The sequence below is a fragment of the Parabacteroides sp. AF14-59 genome, from assembly GCF_003479515.1.
GTDB lineage: Bacteria > Bacteroidota > Bacteroidia > Bacteroidales > Tannerellaceae > Parabacteroides > Parabacteroides faecis.
In genome coordinates, this window is the sequence record NZ_QUHH01000010.1 from 22,138 (window position 1) to 38,287 (window position 16,150).

The 16,150-nt window shown below is 45.5% G+C and carries 6 protein-coding genes; all 6 read right to left on the reverse strand.

Annotated elements, in window-relative coordinates; translation table 11 throughout:
- Positions 1-217 precede the first annotated feature (217 nt).
- The gene (locus tag DWW23_RS12410) at positions 218-3,334 is read right to left on the reverse strand and encodes a glycosyl hydrolase (protein WP_122353610.1); all 3,117 of its coding nucleotides are present in this window, start codon (positions 3,332-3,334) and stop codon (positions 218-220) included.
- 111 nt (positions 3,335-3,445) lie between these two features.
- Positions 3,446-6,103, reverse strand: a complete 2,658-nt coding sequence (locus DWW23_RS12415) for an alpha-L-rhamnosidase (protein ID WP_122353611.1) — start codon at positions 6,101-6,103, stop codon at positions 3,446-3,448.
- An 8-nt stretch (positions 6,104-6,111) separates the two neighbouring features.
- Positions 6,112-8,784, reverse strand: a complete 2,673-nt coding sequence (locus DWW23_RS12420) for a glycoside hydrolase family 78 protein (RefSeq protein WP_122353612.1) — start codon at positions 8,782-8,784, stop codon at positions 6,112-6,114.
- A 51-nt stretch (positions 8,785-8,835) separates the two neighbouring features.
- Complete coding sequence (locus tag DWW23_RS26715; protein WP_233564329.1) at positions 8,836-8,985, reverse strand: hypothetical protein; 150 nt, start codon at positions 8,983-8,985, stop codon at positions 8,836-8,838.
- Positions 8,986-9,163: 178 nt separating this feature from the next.
- Positions 9,164-12,805, reverse strand: a complete 3,642-nt coding sequence (locus tag DWW23_RS12430) for a family 78 glycoside hydrolase catalytic domain (protein ID WP_122353613.1) — start codon at positions 12,803-12,805, stop codon at positions 9,164-9,166.
- A gap of 175 nt (positions 12,806-12,980) precedes the next feature.
- Complete coding sequence (locus DWW23_RS12435) at positions 12,981-16,148, reverse strand: DUF5107 domain-containing protein (protein ID WP_122353614.1); 3,168 nt, start codon at positions 16,146-16,148, stop codon at positions 12,981-12,983.
- Positions 16,149-16,150 lie beyond the last annotated feature (2 nt).

Here is a 16,150-nt window from a genome sequence, read left to right on the forward strand (position 1 = left end):
CCCAAAAGCATTATTCCGAAAAACACGTCCGTTACACATTCATTAAAATATCAAACATATTAACACAATAATAGAATATTCAAAAGCATTATGCCACGGCCAACTTTCGACAAAAAGAGCAATCCGTAACTATCCATAATATGAAAGCATCATCCTGAACAATACGGAGAAACTTCCAAATACTATAATAATTCCACCAACGAACTGAAAAGAAGTACTAATGTACTAAATCGAAATCAGTCATCAGACCATAATCCATCATTTGATATTCATTACCAGGAATAGGCTTTTCTATTCCTTTCCAATGCCACGGAGAAGCCAGGCCCGGGGCCGGATTACGATAGTGCGGGCCTAACAGGTTCTTATGGCTGCCGATTACCCGGACATCTATCTTATTCTTACCTTCCTTCAGATAAGATGTTACATCCAAACGATAGGGATCGTATGCAATAATACCTGCTTTCTGATCATTGACATAGACTTCGGCAATCGTTCCTTTCCAGTCGTTCAACTGAACAGCATACGGGGTTGAAAGAGATTCTACCTCAAAGTCTTTGGAATAACTTACTCCCCAGGAATAGAACGGTTGCTTCTGTGCTTTCCAGCTACCCAATGTCAGGTTTTCAACCGGAGCACTGATACTCCATCCTAACTTTTCCGGGACAACGGCAAAGTCTCCCAGGACATAAACCGGCTCTATCTCTGCAAAGATGCTCATAGGACTAACACTCAATTCCACAGTATTCAGACCTGTCTTCACCTGTTTTCCTATAGCATAAACACCGAACGAACGATCCAGCCACCATTCTCCCGGTATCGGTTTCACCTGTTCGCCGTTGATCTTAACAGTAAATAATTCAGGACGTTCCGAAACCAGTTTCATATTTGAATAATCGAACTTATCGTTTACAGTAAAACGGTAAGTCGCCGTAAAGCCACCGTTCTTAAAGGTATCCCGATCTAAAATATTCCGCTTGTACTGTACGGAAGTATTCCAGGGGTTACCATTCGCAAAACCATATTCACGGAAAACGATATCGGCTGCCTGTGCAAAGTAAACATTCTTTGTTGTCTTTCCATTGACACTCACATCACAGAAATCGATATTCAGTGCATTATCCTTCAAACGGTTAACCTGAAGCGGACTAACAGCCGGAACCGGAGTAGAGCCTGCAACGGCCGGCATTTCAGGATAAGACTTCTGTGAACCTTTGGAGCTATACAACAGTAAACTTCCGGCTGGTTCCAGATGGAACTTCATTGTCAATTTACCGTCTGCTTTCGTCGAAGGATACGTATAGATATTTCCACTCATCGCATCCATCTGAACAGCTGATTTCCCGTTGACAGTAACCGTTCCGTCCACAGCTTCATCCAGGGATGAATTTACCAGGAACAATAATTCCCCATCGGTAAACTGACGGCGCTGGTGGTATAAATCGCCTCCGTTAAACGAGAACCGGCAATCTGCATCCGCAAATGTATTCTGAATAACTGCATCCGTCAACTGGGGAACGGAAGTTACAGACTGGGCAGAAAGTATCGTTTTCCAATCCGCATTCTCAGCACCGTCAATCAAGGAAGGAGAAGAGAAAGTGACCACACGTCCGCCCTGTTGCACAAAGCTCTGCAATAAATCGAATGTCGGCTTATTCAATGTTTCCATCATCGGAGGTAATACGACTGTCGTATATGCCGCTTTACCGATAATGAACTTACCGTCGGCAACGGTCCCTTGATCTTTTATAATATTCTCTGAACCCAGATCATATTCTACCTGGCTCTTTTCCAAAGTCGTTATAAAAGTCTGGAAAGCCTGACCGATTTCCATCAGTTTCGGACTGCTCTTAGTATGTGAATAATAGCTCCATAATGTAGCATTAGGCTCTATGATCAATATATCGTTCTGCTGAACCCCTTTGCTCATAAGTAAAGACAGACGGGCAAAGTAATCATTCTGTGACTTATAATCGGCCCACCACGGCGAATGGTAGGTAAATACCGGCGGATAATCGTATTTACGGGCACCCGTAAGAGTCATATGTGCCAGATGCTGGTTCATAAAGTTTACTCCCAGGACATACTCCCAGTCTCCGAGCCGTTTGAAATCCTTGAAGGTTTCGTCCCAGCCACCGCCACCATACGTTTCACTCAACGTACGTGAATATCCCATCTGATTGGCGACACTACGCAATTCTTTTACCGAACGGACATTACCAAACTGCGCTACAGGGCTTTTCTCATCAAACTGGTTGAATAGCATATCGATCGCAGGCATCTGATGCCAGGCATACATGGCCATATTATCCGGTCCGTCATTCATATAAGGCCATCCGTGTTCCCAGTAGTGACCGGTCCATTCCAGGTTATTCTCTTCACAATACTGATGGAAAGGTTTTGACCAACGGTCGATAAACAACTGCAACAAAGTCTCCATATAGTTATGACGCACCTTCTTCCAGTCGCCGGTCTCTTCTTCCAGCAACGGCAACAACGGTTTTAAATCATATCCCCATTTTTGCTGGAAGACATCGAACAGATCCGGAGTCCAGCGCAGTCCGCCCGGAGTACTAATATTCGGCTCGTCAGAGAAAATACCCTTAATGGATGAACCGAATTCTCCTTTCAGCGTCTTTTCATATCCGTTCTTCATCGTTACTTCCAGGAACTTTTCCGTTACTCCCGGAACCAACAGGTCCACATACGAATAACCGCCGTACCAATCCGATTTCCCCATATAAGTTTTCTTATACAGGTAATATTCTCCTTTGGTTCCTTTATATTCAGCCATTTGGGCTGTAATATCTTTCCAGGCATCGCCTTCCTTTTTTAAACACATGTAATAAGGGGCTGTATCCTCCGGAAGTAATTCAGCCTTTGTCAAAGCCAATCCCTGGCCCTGGTTATAAGATTCCGGCATTTCCTGCGGCACATGGCCACCGGCAAATCCGCTGGGATAGGAGTTTTCATCATAAATCCAGACGTTCATACCTATCTCTTTCCCGAACTCTACCGCATGTTTATAGAGAGAGAACCATTCGTCACCCAAATATTCAGTGATCATACCCGGACGGGGATGAATGAAAAGACCTCCGAAACCGGCCTCTTTCAGCTCACGCATCGTACGCTCTACTTCGGCCTCGGTCACTTTACTGTTCCAGACTGCCAGCGGGGCACTTCTAAAATCGGCAGGCGGATCTTTAAAATCCTTTTCTATAGTGGTAAAAGAATCCTGCGTTTGCACGCTGGTATTCTGACAGCTAACCAAACCGAATGATAGGGCACTTCCTGCAATAACACCGGATAAGTATTTTACAATGTTTTGTGCTTTCATATACTTAAAGATTTATTCGTTTGTACAAAAGAATAGGTTAAGCCTTTCTTCTAAATTATAAAATTGACAATTTAGTTGATAAAAATGATATTTCATTACTGCCTGTCATTCCTACAGAGCACATGTAATCCGATAATTCCCCGATTGTATTTCCAACTGATCCAATTTGTCCGACTTTACATCATTAATCGAAACACTCTTGGCTTTAACGGGTAACAAAACCGTAGCTTTACAACCAACAGGAATACTCAGATCCAGGGTAAAGGCTACGTCCGTCTTTTCCCATTTCACATCTAACATTCCGAAAGGGGTTTCTTTCGCTGCTTTCACCCATGAAATGCCTTTTACCAGTTGAGGCTGAATAAATACATGCTTGTATCCCGGATTCGCTTCGTCTGGGTTGATACCTCCCAAAGCCTGGTAAAACCAGGAGCCGATACCATTATAACAATTGTGGATATGGCTACGCTCTCCGTTCCAGTGCTCCCAGGTCGTAGTCGCTCCATTATCCAGCATATACAAATAGCCCGGATACTCTCTCTTCTTCAACATTCCATAGATAAAATCGGCCTGTTTATTCTTCACAGCCCATTCGGTTACTACAGGAATCCCCACCAGTCCTGTTGCCAGATGTCCGTTAAAACGGTCTTTCGTGACACGATACAAAGTATTTCTGACATCAGACTGTTCATCTTCCGGTGTTGCACCGACCAGCATCGGGTAGATCAAATCGATCTGCGTACCTGTAGCATAACTCTTCTGCCCGGGATCATAAAACGTTTTATGGATAAGCGTATTCAGGTCTTTATATTTAGCCGCATACGCCTGTTTATCCTGTTCCTTACCCAATACATTCGCTATCTTACACATCGTTTGATAGCAAACCGATATATAGCAATTATCAACGGCATCAACCGATAAAGGATTTGTCTGGTCGATCCCGGTCGGAGTAGCCCAATCACCCAGATACCAATTCCGGTAATCGGTGTTCGGCCATGTTTTCAGCAGACCGTTCACAGTATATTCATCCACATACTCCAGCCATTTCTGCATATAAGGATAATAACGTTCTATCAGACGGCTGTCGCCATAATTTACATAGGTAGCCCAGGAAGCTGTAATGATAAATCCGCACCAGTACGGGCCTCCTCCTGCCATATAAGGATTAGGGGCCGTATGAGGCATACCTCCGTCTTCTCTCATGCAATCTGCCCATGCCTGCATCCAGTTCATGTATAAAGGAGTAAGATTATACATTGTCTGAACGGTCTGCGTCGAAGCATTCCCGTCGCCACCATACCCCAGTCGTTCGATCTGGGGGCAGTCTACCATATACCCACCTAACGTCAAACAACGGAGTGTATAGCGGATCATATCGTGAATTGCATTTAAGTCTTCATCCGAACAACTAAAAGAGGCACTTCCGTTATAATCCGTATGAACCAGGCAAGCTGTTATATCGGTTAGCGTCGGAGCCTCACTCAGATTCGTCAGTTTCAGATACCGATAGGCCTGGTAATTGAACTTATTAACGAAACTCTCCCCTGCTTTACCGGAAGCGATGTAATAATCTTCATAAAGTCTGTCTCTGAACTGCCCTTCTTCGTTCAGAAAATCGCAATAGCTAATCCGTATCTTCTGACCGGAAGCCAATGCCGGAAACTTTATTTTCGTCCACCCCGTAAAGTTCGTTCCCATATCGAAGATCCAGGCGGTATCACCGGATGCCTGGCATGATACCGGATGGAACTCTTTCTGAATCCGGTTCAACTCTGCCATTTGCGGCGTAGCCTTATGGACCGGTATCGAAGCTATTTTTACTTTTTCCCATTCAACGCTATTCAATGTAGAAGCAGTTAAATCGGGAAGCAGTTCGGAAGCCGTTACAACCTCCCCGCCAAACTGATGCGGTCTCCAGTTTCCTGTCGAGACATAACCGCTTTTACGAGCCAGCCAGGAATCGTCCGTAACCAAAACCGTAGTCCAATCTCCTTCGTCTCTGCTTTCCAGCTGGGCACGGACAAACGGACCGCCTTCCACAACGCCCGGAAGTCCGTCGCGGTACCAGCCTTTACCTAACCAGAGAACAATCTCATTACTACCTTTCTGAACAAGTCCGGAAACATCATAAGTAACGATCAGGGAACGTTTATCGAACTGGGAGACAGCCGGCGTCAATACAGCATCGCCGACATGTTTCCCATTGACATATACCTCATGGTAACCCAACGAATTCACATGGAGCAACATCTTTTCTCCAAGTGTATTACATTGGAATGTTTTCCGGAATAGCGGCGATTCCATTTGGCCTTCGGCCTGGTTCATACCGATATACCGGGCAGTCCAATCTTCCGGATGCAGCAATCCCACTCCAAAACAAGCAGGTTCACTCCATACGGACACATTCCCTTTTCCGTCCCAGACACGCACTTTCCAATAGGAAAAGCTCCTGGAACTTAGAGGACTACCCTGATATAAAACCCCATTGGATTTGTCTGACTCCATCTTTCCCGAATTCCACAGGTCTGCTTTTCCTTCCGACAAATACTTTTTATCCGAAGCGACCAGTATCTGATAAGCTCTTTGTTCGGCACCTTGTTCCTTTGAGTTTAACACCCAACTGAAGTGAGGAGAGGTATTGTCGATTCCCAACGGCTCATTTAAGTTCTCACACTGCAAACCATCGATATCCAACGACGAACGGGTACTGCACGAAACGGCTAACAGCGAGACAAACGCAAATAATGCTTTTAAATAAATGCCTTTCATATCCGTAATTATTTATTTACCTCAAACTTATAAGTACCTGCAATCAATTCTTTAGGAGTATTCTCTCCTTCCAGATGTAATGTAGCCGTTGCACCGGGAGGCACAGTTACTTTATAAATAACTTTATCACCCACTCTTTCCCAGGCTGATTTTATCAACCCGTAAGGAGAATTATAAGAAGCTTTTACATAGGTCAGTTCTTCTACAAAATGAGGCTTCAGGATCACATTCTTAAAACCAGGGTTCTGCGGATCGACATTAATCCCCGCCAATGCCTTATAGAACCATGCTCCAATTTCACCATACATGATATGATTCTGCGAATATCCCCAGGCAAGGCCGTTATAATCCCAATTCTCGTAAAGGGTTGTCGCCCCCTGACGTAACCAGTTTCCCCATGAAGGATAATCCTGCTGGGTTACCATACGGTAAGCCTGTTCTACATTTCCCGTCTCCGTCAATGCATTAAGGATCGTTTTACATCCCATAATACCCACATCCAAATGATCTTTGTCCGCTTTTACCCGTTTGGTCAACTGTTCTGCAACCTTTTCTTTACAGTCTTCCGGGACTATACCCCAATATAAAGGCATACTAAGCTCCGTCTGATAGCCGTTGGCATAAATACCGGTTTCCCTATTCAGGAACTTCTCATTGATCGCATTCTTTATTTTCTCTGCCGCTGCCTTATAATACTCATAATCCTTCTCAAAACCGAACAGTTTGGCAGTACGGGAAACGATATCCGCATTTTTATAATGATAAATCGAAGCTGTCAATTTCTTATCTGAGACAGATTTGTGAGGTACCCAATCTCCCAGGCAATAATCACTGATCAGTCCTTCCGGATACTTTTTCAACCAGTAATCCGTATGCATTTTCATGGCTTCATAATTATCCTTCAGGCAGGTCGGGTCACCATAAAACTCATACAAAGCCCAGGGAATAATGGTCATTGAGCATGTCCAGTCGGCAATGTCACCACCCCAACCACCGGAAGGAATAATACAGCGCAACCGTCCTCCGTCATACATATTATCCCGATGGTCATCCATCCATTTTTCATACAATGTAATCCCGTCAAAGCTATATAATCCTGTTTCAATCGCCAGATGGGCATCGCCTGTCCAACCGTTCTTTTCCCGGTGAGGGCAATCTGTCGGATATCCGACCAGATTCGACAGATACGAGTAGTTGGTCGCTTTCAATAATCTGTTGACAAACGCATCGGAACACTCAAAAGAGCCGTTTACCGGAGTATCCGTGTGTATAAAATAAGAAGTAAGATTTTCTGTCGACAGATGCAAAGGCTTATCCGAAGATATCTCTGCATATTGGAACCCTTTATAATTAAAACGGGGCATATATTCATTCGTATTGCCATCCAATATCAATACATCCGTCTGGAACAGCTCGTCTTCCGGATGAACGCCATACTTCAACGGTTCATTTACATTTTGATAAAACTGGGTGTTATTATCGTCGAATAATCGTTTTCTACGGGAATCCAGTTGTTCTCCATGACGTACTTTCACCTTTGTGCCGGGTATGCCTTTCGCTGTGAACTTCGTAATACCTGACCAGTTCTGCCCGAAATCACATAGATAGAGTGTATCGCTTATTTTCTTCAGGTCGACCGGTTTGCAATATTCCGTGATACGGATCGGATGCATCACCTGAGAGGTTATATTCGTGCAGGGGATAGCGACTTCCGTTGCATTCTTCCAGGATGAATCGTCATAAGATACGGTATTCCAACCCGGTAACTCCTTTCTGAAATCATAATTTTCCGCCACATAGATAGCATTGAATGTAATGGGACCGCCTTTCACCTTGAAACTTTCATCGGATGCCAGAATCTCTTTCGTCCCGTCCGTATATGTTATATGCAAATTCAGGCAGAAAGAAGGACGCTTACGCCATGGAGCTTTATCAAAGGACCATTCAGCAACCGGCTGATGGTTATACCAGCCATTTCCGAGAATTATCCCCACGGCATTATCTCCTTTACTCAAAAGATCGGTGACATCATACGTAACATACAATAACCGCTTGTCATAATCGGTAAAAGCCGGATCTAAAAAATGGTCACCGACCTTCTGCCCGTTAATGGATAGTTCATATAATCCGGCTGCCACTATGTACGCCCTTGCTGATTGGACGTTTTTGTCTAATCGAATAGCTTTCCGGAAATAGGGAGTCTCACGGGACTCTATATCCTGTCCATCTGAAATAAATGTTCCCTTCCAGTTTGAAGGCGTCAACATACCTGTTTCAAAAGAAGAAATTACTTTCCGGGATTCCCGCTTGTCTTTATCCCAAACAGTAACACTCCAATAATATTTCGTAAAAGGCTCCAGGGCTTTCCCCTTATAACCAGCCATCGTTTTCCCGTCTGCTTTTTTCTCCTGCCACAGGATCTTCTTTCCTTTGGACAAAGCGACAGAATCTTTTCCTACAGTGATCCTGTAGGCTGTTTGAACGGCTCCGTCCCTGCTATCTTCCAGATGCCACGAAAAACGCGGAGCCTGGCGGTCGATACCTAACGGAGCAATCAGATGCTCGCACTTCAAATCCGCAGGCACACACTCTTCGGCTTTCTCCTGCGCCTTTAGTCCACAGATGTTTACAGAACATAAAAACACCATAACCATCCCCCTAATAATCTTATCCTTTTTCATCTCCTAATGAATTTAGTTAACAAATTATTCTTTGTCATGCAAAGATACGTATCAAGTATATTTCAAATGAAGTTCGTATTTTTCCTGACCTTCCATCTTATATACTTTGATTCCATTTTTCTCAGTCCGTAAGAACGGTAGTTTGATTTCTTCCCGTGCATCCAGCCATAATTCGACAGACACTGTATCCGGGATCTTCAACCGAAGGGTCCGTTTCCCTTTCTTTCCCTGCGAATAAAAATGTACTGTCCCTTTTGCTGTGTATACATCAAAATCTACTTTCTCCAGACTACCGGGCTGCGGCTCTATCTTTATTTTACCAGATCCTCCTATCAGAAAGAATCACATACGACACACAGCTAAAACCCGAATAAGACTATTAACGCACCTCTACCTGACCGCCCTGTACCAGGAACTCGAAAGAGCCGGATTCCAGTTCATAAACAGCAACAGGTATTCCATTACGAGAAGATTTTCTTATAAATTTCACTCCTTTAATTTCTTTACAATCAGAAACAGACTCAGAGACAGGCAAATAAAGGGTTGCCGTCGTATTTGCCGGCACTGTCGCGCGATAACCGGTCAATGTACCCTTCCCATCGGCAGTCCAGGCACTATGGATAACACCGTAGCAGGAGACATAACTTCCTGCTAAAGAAAGATAATCGGCACCGGCTGAAGGCTGCAGAACAAAATGCTTATATCCGGCTTCTCCCTGACCGTAATCGCTTGTAATACCTAGCTGATATTCATACATCCATTGTCCGACTGCACCTAAAGCAAAATGATTGAATGAATTCATAGCATTACTATGCCCTTTAGCAAAGGCGACTTCATAACCATTCCAACGCTCCCAAATAGAAGTAGCCCCTTTAGTAACCGGATATAACCAGGATGTAAAATCAGTACAGGTAAACATCCGATATGCTTCTTTAACATGGCCGGAACGACTCAATGCAGGCAGGATATTCGGTGTTCCGGAGAAACCGGTCGTAATCGTATAAGCCGGATAGCTGGCGTCACCCAGACCACTGGCAGATGGATTAGCAGCCAATTCTGCCAAATAGGCTTCCGCCCTGGCCTTGTTCCTATCGGAAAAACAATTGAAGTTCAGCGGTGTGGCATAAGAAGACTGTGAATGAACCAGTTTTCCGTCTACATTTTTGGTTTTACCTGTGGCTTCATCTACATATGCCTTATTCCATTCCTCTTTTACCAAGGCATGGCGCTCACGGAGCAACTCCGCATAGTCTGCCCGACCGATCGCATCGGCCATACAAGCGGTCACTTCCATCATATACATATAAATAGCATTATTAACCAGATCAGCAGGAGTATTCGGGTCCATTGCCAGCCAGTCAGACAATCCGCTTGCTTTGCTCGACAAATGAGGATAGGTCTCACTAAAATCATAAAAATCCATACCGTTCAACCAATCCATCATCGCTTCCATATTTTCCTCTATGACCTGTTTGTTGCCATACTGGATATAGAGTTGCCAGGGCACCATACAGACAGCAGCAGCCCAAGTCGTACCATCGGCAAACGTCGTATCGTCTGCCAGGTTATAAGTCGGGACCGTACTGCCTATTCCACCCGGAGCTTCTGTAGCACTACCCACTCCCTGGTCTGCCCGCAAGGTCACCATCCATTGCCGGAAGAAATTCTGTACATCCGAATTGTAAGTAGCTGTACGCGTGTAAGCCTGTGCATCGCCAGTCCACCCCATACGTTCATTCCGTTGCGGACAATCGGTAGGGATCGTAAAGAAATTACCCATCTGGCTACGCTGTATATTTCTGAATAACTGATTTACCAGTTTACCTGTCCTGCCATCAGCCGTAACAGCCTCATACTTTCCGGAAGGCAAGTTGTCTGAAGAAAGGACCAATCCCTTCACACTGCTGACGGGTAAAGCCCCCGAATGAGACGGCAACGTAATCTGTATATACTGATAGCCCCGGTAGGTCGTCGAAGGCCGGATAGTCACTTCCCCATCATCTTTCGCAATATAAAAATCAGAAACCAGCGCAGCACGCATCGTTTCATGCAACGGCCGGCCGGCTATATTTCTTCCCTTCTTCCCGTATTCACCGATATACCAGGCATCATCTCCCTTTAAACCCGGATAGAGCTGTTCTGCATAACGCATGATAACAATATCCCCTTTTTTCAGCCATCCTGCCGGAATAGTCACAGACGGAACACCGACCATATTCACCCCCATATCATATACATAGGTATGCTTATCGGCACTATGCACCGGCATAACCTGTCTGGCAGTCAATACTTCACGGACGCGTACCGGATCATCGTAGCGTGATACGATATCAAAATGTATCCAGTCTCTTTTTTGTATGATATCCGGTTGCCCCCATGCCGAATCGTTATAGGACGTAGTAGTCCACCCTTCTACAGCCGGTTCCCGGTTCGCATCATAACGTTCCCCATGGAAGAAACTACCGGAGCGGACCGGCCCTTCTTTGTAAATCTTCCAGGTATCCTTATCGGTCACTACCACCTGTTCGCTTCCATCTTCATAAGATATGACGAGGCGGGCCAACAGAGCTTCGTGATCTCCAAAGAAATTAAAATTAGGCATCGTAAAGGTCATATAGCCGGTATACCACCCCGGATTCAACCGGGCAGCAATGCAGTTATCACCTTCCGCCAACCGGTCGGTAACATCATATGCATAATAGCCCAACACCTCCCGGTACTGGCTATTACCGGGTGCAAACCAATCTTCGCCGACACGGTTCCCATTCATAAACAACTCATAAGCACCCATAGCCGTCACATACAATTTTGCCCGGGTCATTTTCTTCCCATTCCGGGTCGAGAATGAAGAGCGCAGCATCGTCAAAGCGCCATGACTTGGATCGGCATACCCTATTGTCATCTTTTCCGTATCGTTCCGGACAAGAATATCGTCTCCTTCCACACGGACATTCGGCAATGTTTCAAAAATGTTATAATGCTGTTTATCAAAAGTTACGTTATCTTCACTACGCCCGCAGTTCTGCACCCGATAACCGGAATAACGGACCTCACAATCCGGCATAGCCGCAAAGCCGATCGAGGCCAGATGCGGTAATGTATTCTGGTCATGTGTATCTCCCCAGGGACCGACATTAAAACGAGCCGGTGTATTTCCGGAGGCAGCAGTGGTAGTCAATGCCTTTCCATCGATAGTAAAAGTGAGATTGCTGGATTCGACTTTTACGGTTATCGTATGTTCCGTATTTTTATTGTCTGATGTAAAAAGGGAGTTGATATTGGTTTCCGGATATTTCTCTGCGGAAACAGTCAGGAAAGGAATATCGGCACGGTCGGATTTCGCATAGCCGACACGGTAAATATGTAAAGCTGCCCCCTGAGCACTACCTACACCGGACAGATCCAATTCGACACGCACATAGTTTTCCCCTTGCAGGTTATCAGCATTCTGAAAAGAATCGATCAGGCGAAAGTCGTTTGCCCCTAATATGAACGAAGCCCTATCCCCCTTGAGTAATTTGAACCGGGTCGAGATCATAAAATAGTTGGTAGCCGCAGCATCCAGTATCAACTCTTTCGAGCCGATCCATTCCGCACCGTCCCAGGCCGAAATATGGGGATTCATCAATCCGGTTTCAAAAAAGGAAGATGCCGTATAACTTTTACCTTGTGCATCCCAGACCGTCAGGTTCCAGTCATAGGCCATCTCAGCCTGCAATGCCACTCCCATGTATTTTATCTGGGTAGAAATATCCGAATCGACTTTACGACTGTCCCACACCACCCGGTTATCGCTTTTACGTGTGACGACTATCCGGTAGGCAGTTTGCTTTTGTCCCACTTCATCCGATTGCATCTGCCAACTGAATACCGGATGTTTATCTTCGACAGCAAGTGGCTCCACCTTATTTTGTACCTTTAGAGAAAGAATGGAAGTAGTGCACCAGGCATATGCCGGACAAAGAAACAGACAGCCTACCAACAAATATATCCAATGTAGTTGCAATAATGTGTATTTCATTGAGACAAAAAGATTAAGAGGTTATTTTACAAATACAAAGTTAACATAGCACAAAGTTATCCGACATTCAATTTTGATGTTTATCTTTTCATTTTTGACAGTAGCAGAAATAGTCAGCCCTGTTACCGGTAAAGCCGATAACAGGGCTGACAAGAACTAAGCCTTTTATACCGGATTATAATCCGGCTATTGAAAACAGGCGTACGATCAGGTCAAAATCGGAATCACGGAAAGAGGTTTCCCAGGGTGTCGTATCCGCCTGATCATTCCGTGATTTAATCATCCCCGCAGCCTTTTCTCTTTCTCCCCGATAAATAGCAGTACACCATTGTACAATACGGTTTTCCGGAAAATCCGTACTCCAGGCAGTTACCATACGGTCTGCTTCCGGCTCCTTTCCTGACTCACGCAAAGCCAGCGCACTTAACAAGTTACCGGAACCGAAATACGAACGTGATGTCTTATATCCGGCTACAGCAGCGAATAAGGCAACAGCTTTCCGGTCATCCCCCTGTCCTGCCATCGCTTTCGCTTCCATATAATCTTCCAGACGGCTGTCGATCATGTTGTCATAAGGTTTCCCGACCCCCAGATTTTCCGGCCATTCCTTGGAGGCCTCCACGCTTTTCACCGCTTGCTTATAATTTTTACGGCCCAACTGTTCCATTGCCCGATATAAATTAGCCTCCCGGTAAACAGCCCGTCCGGCATACGAGCCTTCATTCGGAAGTACTTGCATCCGGCTCAACAAGGAGATACATGACTGATACTCGCCCGTTTCACACAATGCCTTCGCATATTTCAAACCGATATAATAGTTCGACGGATACTTCTTCATATACTTCTTTCCCGTCTCGACTGCTTTCTGCCATTGGTTGCCGGCTACATAATAGTTGATCAAGGCAAAACCGGTACGCCATGACAGCCCGACCTGTTCCGCTTTCAACAGATCGGCCAACCGGGATTCACCTTCTTTCAAAGAGGCACGGGTCAAATAGAACGGCGCATAGTCCACGTCGCCACAACGCTCAAACAACGCGAACGCCTTTGCCTTATCCTGATTGGCCCACCGGATCAGCCCTTCATAATAATCGATCTTCCAGTCCGGGCGCACTGTCCTCGCCCATTCCAGCGCTTTCAAAGAGGAGGGACGGAAAGGGAATACCATCGCGGGGGACATCCCGGCAACTCGTTCCAACATCTGCTGACTTTCATCCTCGTTGCCTGTCCGGTGCAACAAGTAAGCCTGTTTGTAAAGGGCAACCGGATAACTACCCGCGCATGACAAAAGAGACAGCGCTTCTTCCGTGCACCCAACCGACTCATACCATTCAGACAACTCCATATAGGTTTCAAACGGCAGTTCATTACGTATCAACGACTGGAAATCATCGATCGGATGTCCGGAACCTTCACCCAGATAGAGCTGTTCAAAACGTGCGGCATGATATAACGGAAGGTCTTCCAACAACGACTCGATAAGTGCTTTTGCTTTTTCCGGTCGATCAGTCTTACGGTAGACCACCATTAACACATGGTCGGCAGTCAGGTTCATCCGGTTGAAGTCTTTACTCTTCAATGCATAATGTTCCGCCTTCGCCCAATTCTTATCGATCAGGAACATTTCGGCTAATTTTTCATAAGCAGCACTGCGTACGCCCGGCGAATAGGATGCTATCGAAAAGCCGTCTTTGGCATCCGTGTTATTCCCCAGCGCCCTATTGCATAACCCATACAGATAATTGACGTCTCCATCATACGTGTTAATGCTCAACGCCGTTTTACAACGGGCAAGAGCCTCGTCATAACGCCCCTGGCGATAATACAGGGAAGCCAGGTCTGTCAGCGCAGGTACGAAATAAGGATCTTTATCCAGAGATGCCAATAAAAACGTCTCTGCTTTATCAAGTACTTTTTGATTCATCCACTGTTCTCCCTGCGTATAAAGACCATACACCGAGTTCCAGTCAAAGTCGGCAGGCAACTGTTTCGGACGATTGATTATATTATCCGACGGGACTTCCGAATACACCAATAAATCTTCTCCTACCACTACTTTCAGTTTTCCGGCAGCGCCTGCTTCACTCAAAGGGATTGAATCTTTCCATGTTTCAAGCACACCGCAATTCAACGGGACGGAACGTACTTCTTTGTCTCCTTCACAGACCTTCAGCGTCGTAGACAGTTTCTGCAAAGGAGAAAAATACAACTTCAGGAAGCCATCTTCCCTCAACACGTTAAGCGCCCCGACACGGCTGGCTTTCGAAACTCCTTTTATTCCTTTTACCGGGAACCAATACTCCGTCCACCGGTCGGTACCCTGCGGACCGAATGCCGTATGTTTATAAGGAGTAAAACTGCTATTGGAAGCCGGTTGGTTATACATACGTCCGGATTGCAATTCGATATACTGACCGTCGGTATCGGTCAACAGATCTTCCCAGATACCTCCTTCACGGGAAAGTCCCCAAAGGAAGATCTTCATACCCAGCTTCTCGTCATAATCGGCATGATGGATCGAACCGAAATCATACTCATGCCAGTAAGCACCATAGAAATCGTTATATTTTCCTACTATATGGTATGATTTGGAATTGCCGAAATCATTCTTTTCATACCAGGAGATATCCCGGCCCTGTTCATCCAAAGGAAACGAATGGAGTTCGCCGCCATGCCCGATATAATTGGTTCCCGGATAACAGAACTGCGCATTTCCTGCTGCCGCATATCCGGCATTCATCCACTGATAGTAAGGCTGATCGATGGAAGAACCGTTATGCCAGGTCGTCGTTGTCGTAAAATAAGCTTTATCTTTCGGCAGATTCACTTCCACGGTCCAAAGTGTCCGGGTAACCAGTTCATAAGAGGATACATAGCAACTCACACTTCCGTCCGGCTTCTGCCGGGTCACATAGTCTACCGGCGTACTGGAAGTCGGAGCATGGCCGATAATACCGAAATTAAACTCGATCCCCCCCGATGTCCAGGGACCGCGCATGGCTATATCGCGAAACTTCACGACATGGTTGTTATAGATAAACTCCTTTCCGGTCGTTTTATCCGTCGCCCCCCATATCTTTCCTCCGATTTCCGGGAAGAGCGTCAGCTTGATATAGTCGTTTTCAAGCGAAACGACTTTCCATTGTTTATCGATCCCTTCAGCGGAGAAACCGTCAAAGCGGAAATAAGGATAGAACAGATCGGAAGGATCTGCCACAGGGTCGGGATCAGAGAACGGATAGGTTTTAACTGTCTGTACCGTCTCTGTCACAGTTGCTTGCTGCTGTGCAAATAAAGGTTGCAACAAAGAGGTTGCACAAAGAAGGATGAGAATCTTTTTCATGG